This is a genomic window from Variovorax brevis (assembly GCF_030317105.1).
Lineage (GTDB): Bacteria > Pseudomonadota > Gammaproteobacteria > Burkholderiales > Burkholderiaceae_C > Variovorax > Variovorax brevis.
Genome location: NZ_JASZYG010000029.1, coordinates 43,592 through 57,764, shown reverse-complemented (window position 1 = coordinate 57,764; position 14,173 = coordinate 43,592). Strand labels below are relative to the sequence as shown.

Below are 14,173 nucleotides of genomic sequence, written 5' to 3'. Positions count from 1 at the left end.
GAAGCGCTGGCCAAGGTGGCCGCGCAGGTACCACACCACGCCGCCGATGCGCTGCAACTGCGGCACGTAGACGTTGAGGTACATCCGGTCGATGCACTCGCTTTCGAGCACCACGTGCTCGCGCAAGACTTCGCAGACGCTATGTGGTAATTTCATCGTCGGCTCCGGTCGTCCACGGGGTCTTCGGACCCCATTGAGCTTCGAGCTCCAAATACTTCTGGGCCTGGCCCAGACGGCTCGACCGGAGCTACCTTACCCCCGAAGCACCGCCCGCGAGAAGCGGACCGTACAACTCGTCGGTCTGAGGCGGAGCCTCGTTAGTCATTGGCGATACGACCTACGTTAAGCGTGCTAACGATTCGCAGTTTTATTGCCTCATGGTCGCTGGCAACGCCGTCTGCGACCCTCAGCAGTGGGGCGAAGTGCCCTGCGGAGCGGCTAGGCAGTGTGCGCCCGTGACGCCGAGGGCGGCTGTTGACCTTTCAAAAACTAGAAGTGCTGTCGGGCATGGATTCCTTGACCATTTGCGCGGCGATGTCGGCTGCAATCTGTTCGAATTCGCCCGTGAGCAACGAGGCGCGCAGCCCGACGGGCGAAGCGACCACGAAGCGATGGCGGATGGTTGCCGCTGGAGGGCGCAGTGACAAGCCCTTGCCGACGATCTGCGCCGCAACCGGAGCCGGTAGAACGGAAACTCTCAGCCCCTGCGCCACGAAGGCGCACGCTGCCTGCATCCGAACGAGTGTCAATGCGCACGCTCGGTATGCACGGTTGGCCATCGAGGCCATGACGGCCAGGATGACCATTGGTCGATTGGTCGTTTTGGGAGCGCTGGAAATGGAAGACATCAGTGCGAGGCGCAGGACATGAACGCGCCGGGAGAAGCCGACAGGACCCGCGGAAAACGTTCGATTCAAACGATCCCGGCGCATTCCTGCCGGGCGCGGGCTAGTCGCGCCCTGCCCTTGGTCCAAAGGGCCGGCATCTCGCGGCGCACATGTGACCATCGGCGTCGACTCGGCCAACCGCAATGCGCATGCGATCTGCTCTTTACTGAATCTCGACTTCTTCAATCGCTTCTCCTTTCAACCGTTGCGGGATGGCTGAAAAGCCAGGCGGGCTCGCCTACCCAGCGACGTGGTTCGGCGATCACGCGCGTGTAGATTTCGAACAGCGCGTTGGGCGTCGACGTGTTGCGTGCTTATGTGTTCTACGTGCCGCCCAGGACCAAGCGCGTGCGCCAGTGCGACACGGTTCGCACGGAGACGCCCGTTGCTGCTCTCCATGCAGGCCCGTGCAACTGGTCCCCTCAATACACCGAAAACTGGCCCTACCCAAATAAAGCTCAGTTGCCAACAATGGGTCTCTGACAAGAAGCCAATGGGAACTACGGACATGAAATTGCTTGGTAGCTGCCCGAAATGCGGCGAGGCGCTCGCGTCCCCAACGCTGGCCGACGCCGTGCTCGGGCATCAGGAGTGCGACCGCTGCAGCGCCACGTTCGACATGCCAGCCTTCGAGCGACGACTGTGGCTGGTGAACCTGGAGCAGATGCTCAAGCAACACGAGGGACAAATCAAACAACTGAAGAAACCTTCTATGGAGCTTTCCATAGATCATGAAATCACCACAGCGTAGCTGGCATCCAGCAGGCGGCGGTGATCGAGGGTTGCGCCCGTTCTGTGCTGCTCGCCGAGGTCATTGGGGCACGAATTGGCCAGGGCATGGCGCTTGAGCCAGGCCCAAATCATATGAAGGAATCGAATCTTCGCCCATTGCTTTTTGGCGCAGCGAATGAGGAGCCCTGTACGTTCGACCGTCCAGTACTCGTCCACTATGGACAGCTCTATCTCGGTGCGGTGGTGCCCCGTTCATCAGACAAGGACCCGACCGTCGCACACATCCAGAATTTCTCGGTCTCAACGGATGGGCAGGTCCAGCGTCTTCGCGATCTTGGGCTCGGCAGAGTGGTATTGCTCGAATTGGTCAGGCAGATTTGCGGCCTCATCGGAACAGTAACGGCGATCAGCATCTCGTTGACGCACGATCTCGAGGGTAGCGCTGATGGCATGCCATTCATCCCGACACTGGCGGGAATTTCGTTGCTCGAAAGTGTCGGTGCCGAATGTGTTCTCTTGAAGTCGGCGCACGGCGCCAAGGGAGCCGTGCATTTCTCAGTCAACGCGTTCTGGCAATACAACCCGCGCAACATTGCCGCACTCGAGGCGGCCTTGAACACGGAATGGTCCGCTTTTGGCCACCGGGAGGCAGCTGCCGCGGGTTCCGCGCCGTCGCGCAAGGGCATCCTGGCTGGACTTTTCGGTGAGTGGTTCAAATGATCAAGCCTGGCAACATTGCAAAGTACTGGAGTTGAGCCATCGAGCGAAGTCCATGTGGCGTTCGAAGCAGTTGCCGAAAAGCCGCTGCAGCATTCAGGCGCGCGCCACAACTGCTGCGGTGAACGAGCCTTCAGCGGCGGTGGCGAGTCCGCATCGACGGCTGACGCATTAGGAGCCCTAAGCGCGCCTGAACCTGTACTGGGCCAGCTTCGGCGGCGACGTGGTGAGCTTCATCGGGCCGGCAGGATCGCTCGCCATCGAAAGCGGAAGCAGCAACGGCGCGGTCGAAGTGGCGGCAGGCACCACCCTGGGGCTGACGCGCACGAGCAGCCTCTATGGTGAAGTCGGCCACCTCTGGAGCATCGGGGGCGACGCGATCGTCAGGTTCCCAGTGCAAGCCTCCCTTGGCATCAAAGTGCGCTGGTAGCGCGGAGCAACTTCGTGATGGTTCATGACTGGTGATGAGACCTGGGACGCACCTACAGAGGGCGCCGCTATGACGTGTCAATGAGGCCTCAAAGTAAACGGGTCGGAAAAAGTCACTGGGAAGCCAATTTCGACTTCAGACTGACTGCAGCTCTTCGAGGTTTCGAGCCGAAAGGACGGCGGCAGACTCTGATTGCGGCTGTTCTAGTTTTCACAGTGAACGGCGACAGCGACTGAAAGCTGACTTCGACACCATTGCACGGCTGCGACTGGAGTACTTCCGAACTTGACCTTCGGCGGCAGGTTCGATCCGGTGGACAGGCGCCAGCCACGACCACATTGCAGGCTTTGACATACGAGAGCAGCACGTCGTTTCCGAAAGCAACCAACAGCTCGCAGAGCTCCTGAAAGCGCTGCTCTAGCGACGGGACAAGGCCATCGCCAAGCTTTGCCAAGATCGGAACGTCATTGATGAGAGAGATGAGAGCAACGATCCCGCAGAGTGTCCAACGCCGCCGGCAAAGTGAACCGGCATGAGGCTCATGCTTGCCACTCGCGTCAAGCGGTCGCCTCTCTTCCGTCGGCGCACCACGGGAGGCACGGCTCCGCGTTGAGCACCATCAGCCCGGCGCGGTACGCGGTTTGTGCTGCGGTGCGCAGATCGCGGGTCAGCTGGCGCAAGCGCTCAGCCCGCTCTTTGGGCGAGAGATGGACCGACGCGCTCATGAGGCGCTGGGCCACTCCGACAAGCATGATCGATGAGGTCAGGGAGAAGTGGATCGCTGCGCGCTCACGCGCCGACTCGTTGGCTTCGTCGACCTTGCGTCTTGCCACCTCCCTGGCCGCCGCCGGAAGTTCGCCGAGTTCCGTGGGGCCCGCCCATGGCGTGTATTCGTGGTCGCCATAGCGGCAATCGAGGATCAGTTGGAGCTTTTGCAGAGCCCGTTCGAGTTCCAGCATTTCGGTGGTCTTCATCTGGCGCTCGTGAAGGACGGCTGCCCTGTCGGTCTGATGAGCTTCGGTCATGGCCTTATTGTTGGCAATCGCGCACTCACCGAACAGCGTCAGTTGGGAGCCACCGAGACCGGGCCAGATGTGGCAGCGCGCATCGGATCGCAGGCCGAAGCTGCATCGAATGCATTACTCCCCTTCAAACATGGCGTGAGGGCAACATCGGCCTGCACCGTGCGGGCGTCCAGCCGGAAGGTCCGCGGCGTGAAGCCCGTGTAGCGGCGCAACACGCCGCAGAAATGGCCCCGCGTGACAGATTGAAGGGAAACCGACACGATCAAGGCGTCAGGCACGGACTCCTGGAGTTCACGGAGAGTTCGAGACCACGTCTGCCCTGCGCAGTGGCATCGGGGAACCGACCGCCCCCGCGCTTGGCGGCGGGACCAGGGCCTTGGAGCGCGCGGCAGCCGCAACGGCCGCGGCCGCGCCTGACGATTCCCCCGCAGGCGGTCCTGTCAGGCTGCCTGCATTTCGTGCTTCGAGCAGACCTTTCATGGAATCCTGTGCGCGCGACGCCGGAATTTCAAAGGCGGAGCACGGGAGGTCCGAATAGCTGATGCTGCCACGGCCTTCGCAGCGGTAGATCACATGCGCCGAAGCAGTGCCGGCAACGAAACTGAGCATCAGGGTGAGCGCGTATCGCTTCATGTTCTCTGTCCCTCGAAGTCCGGTCGGATGGAAGCTTCAGATGCCCACGTCGGTTCGCGCGACGTCATCTGCGCACCGGGCAGATCGCGGATGCGCCGGCCACACGCTTTCAAACAATCTCGCCACGGTGCGACGTCCGAAGCCCGGTGTATCTGCAGGCCGGACGGACGTCCGCCCACCGCCATCGACGTAGCTGCCCTGCAGCCATCTCGAAGCCGCCCGCAGGGCGATTCGCAGGTCGTCCTCGGCGTCGATGCCGTCAATCACGGTGAAGGGCGTGATCGCATCGCAAAGCCTGAGCGCCCGGCGAAGATCCTCGAATCCCGCTTCGGACTGACGGGCGCATGCGATGAAGCGGCGGTCGAGTTTCACGATGTCGGCAAGAAAATCCTTTGCCCCGAGCATCTCGCAACTGTCCATGTCCGGGCAGCAGATGGCGATGCGGCAACCGCGCTGCTGGAGCGCCTCGCAGAAGTCCCGCACAGCGGCCTGATCCAAGGTGGCCAGCCCTGAGAGTGCCAGGACCAGACGGCGCGCCACGGACGCATCGGATTCCATCATCCACAGCAGGGAGCTCCACCAGTGATCGAGCCTGGCGCTCTGTGCGGACAGCGTGACCGCTGCGCTGGCGGACGGGTGTTGGTTCAGGAATTCGACAGCTTTGCGCACGACCAGGCGATCGAAGACCCGGGTCAAACCAAGGCGCTCGAGGCAAGGAAGGATGGTGGCCGAATCTGAAGCACATCGCTCACCAGGTGCAGCCTGGCTGCGCAGGCTGCCCTCGAAGTAGAAAGCCGTCTCGGGGTCACGCGCGTCGAGAACCGACTCCCAATTGAGCGCCATGCCTTCGTCTGCCAGGGCCGCGCAGGCGTTGACGGCCAAGCGCATGTCGCGGCGGTAGCGCCTGCGCCAGAAATGGTCCACGCGAGTGTGCTGCGCGTGCCAATCACACGGGGCGAGGTCGGCCTCGGCATGGTCCGAGCTCGCTCGACCCGATTGCGGCAACCAGTCCGCGTGCAGTCGCACGAGCACCGACGTGCCTTGCACGCAAACCGGCGCGCCACCCAGGACCGTCAGAAAGGCTTCGATCTGCGCGCTCGGATGACCAGCGTCCTCGATTTTGCGCGCAGCAGTCAACTCCCGGCGCATGCAGAGCAAAAAGCCGTGATGACCCAGACTGATGAGTTCGCTCGCCTCAGCCGACAGGAAGGCATCGCAGATCCGACTCTTGATCTCGTCGCTCACGCTGCGGGCAAACCAGACGCCGTACGCATCGGACAACTGGCCGAAATTGAGGATGGAGATCAATGCGACAGCCCCGGTCGTTTCGAAGCCGCACATCCTTGCGCTTGCGTCGACGCCATTCCATTGATCGGCAAGTGATGATGACATGAGAAAAAATCCTTCCCCATCGCAAATGAACATGCAGACACTTCGAACTGCGCCCCGGAATGGCGTTTACGCCGATTCCCGAGGAGTTCTTGAATGGTGCACCCTGGGTTGCTTCTTGCGAGCACGAGGTCTCGACACGATACGTTGGGGATGTGAGCTGGATTACACCTGCACTCAGTGCATGGGCGAGGCCCCGACGGTCGCGGCCGACGTTGCGACCGAGGGCTGCTTGATGGTGTTCATGTGACGCAGCCCGTCGTCGCAGGGCGTGATGTTGTGCGTCGCGATCGGGAAAGCGATCGCCTCGCGTCCACTGGTCTTCTCCATGATTCGCAGGAGATCCCTGGCAACCGGCAGGATGTATCCCTCCTTCACCGAAGGCCGGAAGGCATGCGACCGATGGTGTTGGATCGGCCCGGTCCGGGCTTCGCAAAGCTCGGGACACGTGTGCGAGCTGCGGCGTCAGAGGAAGATGCTCTCTATCCACACCTTTCCCTGCTCGTTGAGGGCGAATGTCATGGCTTTTTCGAGCGTCAGCTCTTTCTTGCAGATCGCATCCACCATGGGATTGCCAGGGACTTCCTGATTGCCCTGGTTGTAGATCCTTTCTTCGCCGCCCTTGTCCTCGTAGATATACGACACGCAGACGCCGTCGAGATCGGCCAACGGCCGCAGGAACTCGATGAACTGTGACGCGGTGATCTTGTCCGCCTTGATGCGACTCCAGTGCCGATAGAGCCTCGACTTCTCCAGGACCTTTTCGCGTTGCGCGATTTGCTGCTGCACCTCGGAGGACTGCGGCGCAGGCGCCCGATTGCGCAGCACGTCGTCGTTCGCGCTTGCGTTGGGGTCCGACAGGATCAGGGCTGCCCGGTAAGCCGCGCGGCCCGCGATCTTCGAGTCTTCGGCCAGGTCCTTCCAGATGCGTTCTCGCTGCGCGCACGATAGCGGCGAGGTATCGTCGAGCAGCGAATGTGCGATCGCAAGAAGAGATGCCGCCGATGTCAGGCAGAACTTGACTGCCGACTCCGCAGGTTGAGCCTGATAACTCATCTTCTCGGCGCGAACGACCAGATCTTGTTCGTTCGGACTCAGAAGCATGAGATCGGTCTGCGCGGTGAACGGCAATTCATGCTCGGGCTCGAAGATTTCGTGCACGGCCTGTTCAATGGCATGGGCTGCGCGTTCCAGATGATGCTTCGGTACGGATGTCTGTGTCACGGTTGTACTCAGTGTTGTGGAAATCCATGGCCAACGGATCGATCCCCCGTCATCCACACGGGACGCTCATTCGTTGGCTTCGTCCGGGCGCGAATTGCTGCGTAGCCCGGAATCGCCTGCGCAATTCCGGGCTTGAAGGCCCGGCGAGGTTGGTGGAGCTCCGGGATCAGGGGAATGTCTTCAGCGGGCAGCAATCGTGTTGACAGCGGAGTTGCCCACCGCCGTGGCGCTGACCTGGTTGCCCGTCACGCGCAGCGCGCTGCGCGTGACAGCGCTGGTGACGCCGATGCCGTAGCTCACGCTTGTCGCCGTGGCGGTGACGTTGCCTGCATTGACCTGGTAGTTGCTGACCGCCGCGGTAGGGCTGCCGGTGTTCGGCGCAGCCACCGTCACGCCGTTGGTCACGCTGTTGCCATAGGCCGACGCCGCCACGGTGTTGGAGGTCACGCCGATCGAGCCGCCGGTCGAAGCGGCTGCCCCACCGGTCCCGTTGAGCGCGACCGAGTAGCTGGCAGTGCTTGTCGCCGACACATCACCCAGGTTGCTCTGCCAGTTCTGGATTGCTGCCGTCGCCTGCGTGTCGCCGGGTTGGGAAGAACCCGCCGTGCTCGCTGACGACACGCCGTAGCCCCTGCCTGCAGAGACTGCGAGCAGGTTGCTCGCGACATTGCCGCGCGCGAGCGCCGTGGTGCTGTTGCCGTCAATCGTCGCACTGCCCTGGTTCAGCGCCGGGTACGCCACCGGCGGCGCACCCGTGCCGTTCAATGCGAAAGTCGCCGCGGTGGTCGCGCTGGCTGTCGCCGCGCCGATGCTGAATTGTGCGTTGGCGAGTCCGGCGTTGGCGCCCTCCGCGGCCGTGGCGTTCAGCGCGACCGCGTTGTCCGCCCGGTTCAACGATGCCTCGGCGACCGTGCTGTTGCCGGAGATCGTCAAACTGCTGTGGTTCAGTCCCGCAGTGGCCGCCGCCGCGCCGTCCTCGTTGTAGAGCTTGGTAGTTGCGGTGCTATTCACGCTCGAGAACGCGCCCTGCGTGTTGTTCAGCACATGATCTCCCACTGACCCCGCTATCGTCAGGAGCTGGGCATTGGTCACGGGGCCCACGGGGGTCACGTTGGTGCCGGACACGCTGAGCGCATTGCTCGCGTCGTTGGCGACGCCGAGCGCGGTGTTGGCATTGCCGGACAGCGCGACCGACGACCCCGATACGGCGCCCGGCGCATAGAGCTCCATGTCGGAAGCCGCGCTGACCTGAGCGCCGCTCCACTGCTGCGAAACGAGTGCCGACGTTGTCTGCACGTTGCCGCCACTCACGGCAAGGCTGTTCGCCGCGGTATTGGCAACGGCCATGCCCCGCTGCGCGTTGTTCGACACGCTCAGGCTCGAACCCGTGATCGCGGATCCCGGCCGCGCGTCGATCGCGTACCTGCCATAGACGCTCGAGGACAACGGAACCGCGTCGTTGACACCCTGGCTGTTGACCAACGTGTGGTCGGCTTGGGCGCCTCCGCCCAACCCCAGCCCTCCTGCCGATACCGAGGCCACGGTCTGCCCGCTTCCGGCCGCGATCGAGGTGCCCGCGATCGAAACGCTGTTGGAAGCGCTGTTGCCGGTGACCGAAGCGCTGGCGGTATTGCCATTGACCGACAGGGTCGAGCCTGTCACGGCGCCACCCACGGCGAGGGTCACGCCACCCTGATCGGGCACGCGCGCCGTCGCGGGCGCACCGGGGATGGTCGCCGGGAACGGGACCGGTCTGCCTTCAGCGAAGTCGACATAGACGGCGAACGGTATCGTGCCGAGGACCGGCGCCGCCGCCGTCGTGAGGTTGTTGCCGATGAGGCTCCAGCCATTGTTTTCGAGGTAGGTGATCTCGGCTGGCGTCAGGCTGGAGGTCGGGACCGACAGCGTGCCACCGGTCACCGTCTCCCAAAGACCCACACTCGTTCCGATCAGGTCGCTGGCGGTCGCATTGATCCAGAACGGCACGGGCAGCGTCCCCGGGCTGCCCGGCACGGCCGGCAGGCCGATCAGGGCCGTCACGGCGGCGGTGGTCATCTGCGTGTTCTGCAGTGCGCTGCTCGTGGCCACCAGGTTGGCGCTCATGCTCAGCGCGTTGGTGGCGCTGTTGCTGGTGGCAGACGCAACGGACGAGTTGCCATTGGCTTCGAGGCCAGAGTTGGCGACCACGCCGCTGACCTGCGTAGCGATGCTCGCCGCCGCCGGAATCCCGCCGGAGGTGAGTTGCGTCGCCGTCACCGTGCCGGCGCCTGTCTGGACGTTCTGCACGCTGAAGGCGGCATCCGTGATCGACGTGCCCAGGAACGCACCGCCGGCGCCCCCCCGCGGTACCGCCGATGCCACGTTGATCGCATTGCCGGTCACGCTGAGGGTGTTGCCGCTCGCCTGGTTGCCAATGGCCAGGGCCTGGATCTCGTTGCGCGAGTTCGCCACGCTCGAGGCCGTGACAGCACCGTCGATGGCCGCGAGCACAAGCCGACCACCACTGGCGGCAGCCGTGATGTCGGCATCGACCTGTTGCGCATTCGTGACGTTGGCCACCGGCGCGTAGCCCTCGCTGCTCACGCCCGCGCCGAGGCCGAGAGCGATGCCGCTGGCCGCCGCGTTGCCGTAGGCGGCCGCGACAATGGTGTTTTGCTGGATGCCCACCGTGCTGCCCGTCACGTCTGCGCCGAATTGCATGAACTGGCCGACGCTCGCCTGCGGCAGGGTCGGGTCCACCGAGACCGTCGCGCCGACGGCGGCCATCGCTGATTGGCTGCTCAGCACGCCATAGGCGGCCGACACCGTGCCGCCCAGCGTGTTCGAGTCCACCACCGAAGCCACGCCGGAGGAAGCGCCGGTCATGTCCAGGCTGTTGGCCGACACGTTCAGCGTACTGGAGGCCGAGTTGCCGTAGCCGATCGCACGGTGCAGATCACCCGTGAGAGACAGCGTGCTGCCCTGGATCGGGCTGTCGATGACGGCGCCCGAGGACGGGTTGTTCAGCGCCGCGGCGACCGTCGAGGCCGCATCGACGTTCTGCACGCTCGCGATGCCGGCGCCCGCGCCGACCGAGGTGCCCGACAGGCTCAGCGCGTTGACGCCGCTGTTGCTCACGCCGATCGCCTGCTGCGTGTTGCCGGCGACCGAGATGGTACTGCCCGCGATGGCGACGCTTGCGGAAGCAGAAACGCCGATGCCGCCATCGGCAAGCGGGTCCATGGTCGCCGTAACCGGGCTCGCGTAGCTGCTCTGCAGGTTGGCGATCGTGGCGCCGCCGACGGCGGAGACACTGCCGCTCGGCTGATCACCGTTGGTGAGCACGGCATTGCCGCTGCCCATGCCCAGCGTGGCGGCAGCCAAAGAAAGGCTCTGGCCGCTCTCGTTGCCGTAGGCCGTGGCTCCCAGCAGGTTGTTCGCCGTGGTGATCGTGCTCGCGCTGGTCGTGCCGGGATTGTCGACGCCGTTGCCCGTGAAGGCGCCGATCACGTCGTGGCTGTTGGTGGCCGTGACGCCGGAGCCGTAGTTGGCCTGCTGGCTATTCAGTGCCGCAGTGCCCGAGAACGTGGCGGCATCCTTGCCGCTGGCGATCGCGCCGCTGGCCGCGTTGCCGCTGGCCGCGGCCGTCATGCTGTTGCCGGAGACCGTGACCGCCGCACCCGCAGGCGACTGCGCGACCGCAGCGATGCTGCCACCCGAGACCGACGAAGTGAGCGACACATCGACATTGGCCTGGGTGTTGAGGATGGCCAGGTCGGCGTTGACGGCGGCCGCATTGGCGCCGTTCACGGTGCTGGTCGATCCGTTGACGCTCGCGCTGGCCGGACCGGCGAACGACATGCCATCGCCCAGCTGGATGCTGTTGCCAGCGGCCCCGAGCGCGCCCAGCGCCTGGTTGCCGGTGATGGCGCTGGTGATGCTGTTGTTCTGCACCGCCAACGCGCCTTGCAGTGTATTGGCGTTGCCCGCGCTGTCCGTGCCGATGGTCGCCTCGATGGTCGAGCCCGAATTGGTCGCCGTGTGCGTGGTCGGGCCCTGGCCCTGGACCACCTGGAGGTTGGTCACCACCGCCGAGCCGGCGAAGGCCGGCGCGCCGCCGGACTGGATGCCGACGCCGTTGACGGCGCTGTTGCCCTGAAGGGTGGCGGTGATCGCGTTTCCGCTGAGCACCGGCGCGGCGCTCACGGTGTTGGCGCCATCGGAGCTCAGGGTCAGGCCGATGGTGTTGTCCCTGGCCGTGGCATTCGAGCTGGCGCCTGCGGCGCCCTGCTGCGACGTCGCCACGATGCTGCCCTGCTCCAGGCTGGTGAGCGTGGCCCCGCCGTAGCTCAGCGCCGCAGATGCAGGTGTCGCGGAGATGTAGCCATTGGGAACGATCCCGGCGATCGTGGAGCTGGCGCTGTTGAAGGTCGCATCCGCGGAGATGGTGTTGTTCGTCGTGCCCGCGCCACCCGAGCTAAAGCCGTTGAGCATCAGCCCCACGCTGTTCGTACTGGCCGTGCTGAACACGACGCCGACGTTGTTCTGCAGGTTCAGCAAAGCTTCGCCGTCCACGGGCATCGCACCCGTCAAGCCCAGGTCGATCGAGTTCGTACCTGTATTGCCGGTGGCGACGCTCGACAACGAATTCGACGTGACCGAATGGGTCGAGCCGGTCTGCGGGCCATTCACGCTGAGGCCGACATTGCTACCAGAGGCGGTCGCGGCATGGTCCTCGCTGGAGATCTGCGAGTTCTGCACGGACTGATAGCCGGTGGTGGTCACCGACATCACGTTGCCGTCCGAGTCGATGCTGGACTGGGTCGTGGCAATCGACGACGGTGGCATCGGGCTCGCATGCGCGTTGGCAGCCATCAGGGTGCCCAGGACGGTGACAGCGACGCTTACGCCGTTGCGCATGGTTTGCGGGCCCTTGCGGGGCGCGGGTTTGTTGTTGGTCTTCTTCATGGGGGATCTCACCGGGTGAACAAAAGTGGATTGGTGCCGGATTGGCACATTGACAAGGTGAAGCTGGAATGCTGGCTATTGCCTCGCGACTCCCTCCTTCAAGATCTCTTTGGCGGCTGCGCTGCTGCCGCCCTCGACCCGCAGCCTGGCGATCTCCAGGAGACCAGCACCATCGCGATGGATCGAGTTGTCGGTCTTGTCCGGCCTCCAGGTCACGCTGACGGCGCCTGCGGCGATGCCGCGGTCCGCCAGGGCCGAACGCACCAGCCCGATGCGTTGGTCGAGCAGCGCATCCCTCTTGCCGGAGTCCCAGTTCTCGGTGTCACGCGCCAGCAGCACCACCTCGATGGCGGTCTTCGCCGGGGCAGCCGCGATCTGGTCGACCAAGGTCAGCGCGCCGCCGCTCAGGGTCGCGGCACCGAATCCGAACGGAATCGACACGCTGGATCCTCCGGACGCGGGCATGCCCACCGGGTGCAGCGCGTTGACCGCCTCTACGCCCGGCACGGGGACCGTCGCAGCAGCGGCCACCGGATTGGGAACCTTGCGCATTTGCCCGGCGGGCGTCATCGGCAGGCCGTCCGTCGAGCGCATGGCGAGGCATGGCTGCGGATTGACCTTGGTGACGGCACCGACCAGGCGCACCACACCCTCCTCCAGCGCCGCGCGAATGCCCAGCTGCAACGGCTCCTGACCCTTGGTGCCAATGTCGATGTCGAACAGGTTGCTGTTGAAGAAGCGGAAGACGTTGAGGTCGACCTCGTAACCGTTGAATACCTTGGTCAGGCTGACCGTCTTCACCACCATGAGCGTCCTGGTGTCCACGATGCGCAGATCCACCCCGACGGACTGGCTGAAGGTCCGCGCCGACGCGCCGACCTGGTTGACGGCGAGGTGCGCGCCGCCCGAACTGAGGTTGTAGTTGAGCTCCGTGATGCCGCCGACGATGAAGTAATCGGACTTGTTGATCGAGCCGCCGAAGTAAGGCAGCCATGGCACGGTCTGCCCCCCGTTGGGTCCGCCCAGGCGGTGTGCCTGGCCATCGCCGAGCTGGCGCCGATCGGCATAGTTGAGCTCACGCTCGGCCACTACGGGGTCGTAGCGCTCCGCCACCTGGACCACGCCTCCGAGTTTCCCGAGAGCAGAATAGACCATCAACGCACCACCCTGGGTGATGGCATTGCCCTCGTTGATGTTGTACTTGCCGGTGTAGTCCTTGACGTCGCCCACGCCGATCACGAGTGGCGCCTGCTTGCTTGCCGCGATGTGATCGCCGAAGCAGGCGAGCACCGGCTCCATCGGCGTCACGTTCTCACGCACCGCCGGCCCCATGGTGATCATGGGTTCCAACGGCGCCATCTTCTGCTGCGGCAGCATCACGCAACCGCTCATCGCCGCCACCGCCGTCGCCGCGCTCAATGCACGCAGCCGGGCGTTCCGACGTCCCACCCTATCGATTGAAAAAAAACCGAACATCTGCTGCGCCTTCACTTAGTTGAGTACGCCGAAAGCGCAGGCAGAACTGCCCCCCACCTGGGCAGTCTGGTTGCCGGTATTGCTCTGGTTGGAATTCAACGCCTGGGTCGCCGTGCCTTGGACGTTCGAGGTGGTCGAGCCATTGACCGACGACCCCACGCTGCCGGTGTTGGCCTGGCCGGTGCTGGTCGATCCGCTCGTTCCGAAGCCCTGGCTGCTGCTGCCATTGCCCGTCGAACTGGCCCCCGCGCCGCTGATACTGGGCGCATTGGCCAGCGTGCTGTTGGTGCCTTGATTGCCCTGCGCGGTCGCGGTCAGGTTGCAGTTGTACTGGTGCCCGATGTTGGTCGTGTAATTCGGCGCGGCATAGCCGCCGCTTCTCTTTTGCTGGATCATGGCCTGCACCGCCGCTTGAGCCGCCCGGTGCGCCGGAGTCTGGAATTGCCAGGCACCGTTCTCTCCTGCGTTGTTTGCCGACGCGACCAACGCGGCCGTCATCAAAATCGCGCTGATGCCGCCTCGCGCCAGGGTGCGACTTGGATCAAAGCGCGGTCGCCCTGTCTTCGACGGAGCACCCGCTTCGATTTGGCGCTGGGTTGAGTGAATGATCATGGGGCCGCTTCAGGTTGAAGGTGATTGGAAGGAGACGCTTCGAGTGCTTGTCACGAGTTGTGTCAATGGTCCTACGAAGACTCTCTGCAAAGTGCATTGCA

General features: G+C 64.2%; 12 protein-coding genes. 3 read left to right on the top strand and 9 right to left on the bottom strand.

What is annotated here, in order from left to right; translation table 11 throughout:
- Positions 1-482: 482 nt before the first annotated feature.
- The gene (locus QTI66_RS36420; protein ID WP_286565245.1) at positions 483-1,073 is read right to left on the bottom strand and encodes a type 2 periplasmic-binding domain-containing protein; all 591 of its coding nucleotides are present in this window, start codon (positions 1,071-1,073) and stop codon (positions 483-485) included.
- Positions 1,074-1,395: 322 nt separating this feature from the next.
- Here QTI66_RS36420 and QTI66_RS36415 point away from each other — a divergent pair, with 322 nt between their 5' ends.
- From QTI66_RS36415 to QTI66_RS36400, 3 genes are all read left to right on the top strand, one after another.
- Positions 1,396-1,638, top strand: coding sequence for a hypothetical protein (locus QTI66_RS36415; RefSeq protein WP_286564455.1), 243 nt, complete (start codon positions 1,396-1,398; stop codon positions 1,636-1,638).
- Positions 1,639-1,751: 113 nt separating this feature from the next.
- Positions 1,752-2,339 carry a hypothetical protein gene (locus QTI66_RS36405; protein WP_286565244.1) on the top strand — a complete coding sequence of 196 codons (588 nt, stop codon included), beginning with the start codon at positions 1,752-1,754 and terminating at the stop codon, positions 2,337-2,339.
- A 220-nt stretch (positions 2,340-2,559) separates the two neighbouring features.
- Positions 2,560-2,766: a hypothetical protein gene (locus QTI66_RS36400; RefSeq protein ID WP_286565243.1), complete on the top strand. Its 207-nt coding sequence runs from the start codon at positions 2,560-2,562 to the stop codon at positions 2,764-2,766.
- Between the two features lie 557 nt (positions 2,767-3,323).
- Here the strand turns inward: QTI66_RS36400 and QTI66_RS36395 are convergent.
- The 8 genes from QTI66_RS36395 to QTI66_RS36360 form a co-directional block, all read right to left on the bottom strand.
- Complete coding sequence (locus tag QTI66_RS36395; RefSeq protein ID WP_286565242.1) at positions 3,324-3,740, bottom strand: hypothetical protein; 417 nt, start codon at positions 3,738-3,740, stop codon at positions 3,324-3,326.
- A gap of 89 nt (positions 3,741-3,829) precedes the next feature.
- Complete coding sequence (locus tag QTI66_RS36390) at positions 3,830-4,069, bottom strand: hypothetical protein (RefSeq protein ID WP_286565241.1); 240 nt, start codon at positions 4,067-4,069, stop codon at positions 3,830-3,832.
- 391 nt (positions 4,070-4,460) lie between these two features.
- Positions 4,461-5,849 carry an EAL domain-containing protein gene (locus QTI66_RS36385; protein ID WP_286565240.1) on the bottom strand — a complete coding sequence of 463 codons (1,389 nt, stop codon included), beginning with the start codon at positions 5,847-5,849 and terminating at the stop codon, positions 4,461-4,463.
- A 141-nt stretch (positions 5,850-5,990) separates the two neighbouring features.
- Positions 5,991-6,227, bottom strand: coding sequence for a DUF1177 family protein (locus tag QTI66_RS36380; RefSeq protein WP_286565247.1), 237 nt, complete (start codon positions 6,225-6,227; stop codon positions 5,991-5,993).
- Between the two features lie 51 nt (positions 6,228-6,278).
- Entirely contained in the window at positions 6,279-7,094 is an 816-nt protein-coding gene (locus QTI66_RS36375; RefSeq protein ID WP_286565239.1) for a hypothetical protein, read from the bottom strand.
- A 123-nt stretch (positions 7,095-7,217) separates the two neighbouring features.
- Positions 7,218-11,984 (bottom strand): beta strand repeat-containing protein, encoded by a 4,767-nt coding sequence (locus QTI66_RS36370; RefSeq protein ID WP_286565238.1) that lies wholly within the window; start codon positions 11,982-11,984, stop codon positions 7,218-7,220.
- Between the two features lie 75 nt (positions 11,985-12,059).
- Positions 12,060-13,475 (bottom strand): CsgG/HfaB family protein, encoded by a 1,416-nt coding sequence (locus tag QTI66_RS36365; RefSeq protein WP_286565237.1) that lies wholly within the window; start codon positions 13,473-13,475, stop codon positions 12,060-12,062.
- Positions 13,476-13,958 carry a hypothetical protein gene (locus tag QTI66_RS36360; protein ID WP_286565236.1) on the bottom strand — a complete coding sequence of 161 codons (483 nt, stop codon included), beginning with the start codon at positions 13,956-13,958 and terminating at the stop codon, positions 13,476-13,478. It abuts the gene before it with no gap.
- Between the last annotated feature and the right edge of the window lie 215 nt (positions 13,959-14,173).

Coding starts and splice junctions, on each gene's coding strand:
- QTI66_RS36395 (WP_286565242.1), bottom strand. CDS start 3,740: ATGAAGACCACCGAAATGCTGGAACTCGAACGGGCTCTGCAAAAGCTC.
- QTI66_RS36385 (WP_286565240.1), bottom strand. CDS start 5,849: ATGTTCATTTGCGATGGGGAAGGATTTTTTCTCATGTCATCATCACTT.
- QTI66_RS36360 (WP_286565236.1), bottom strand. CDS start 13,958: ATGACGGCCGCGTTGGTCGCGTCGGCAAACAACGCAGGAGAGAACGGT.
- QTI66_RS36370 (WP_286565238.1), bottom strand. CDS start 11,984: ATGAAGAAGACCAACAACAAACCCGCGCCCCGCAAGGGCCCGCAAACC.
- QTI66_RS36415 (WP_286564455.1), top strand. CDS start 1,396: ATGAAATTGCTTGGTAGCTGCCCGAAATGCGGCGAGGCGCTCGCGTCC.
- QTI66_RS36405 (WP_286565244.1), top strand. CDS start 1,752: ATGAAGGAATCGAATCTTCGCCCATTGCTTTTTGGCGCAGCGAATGAG.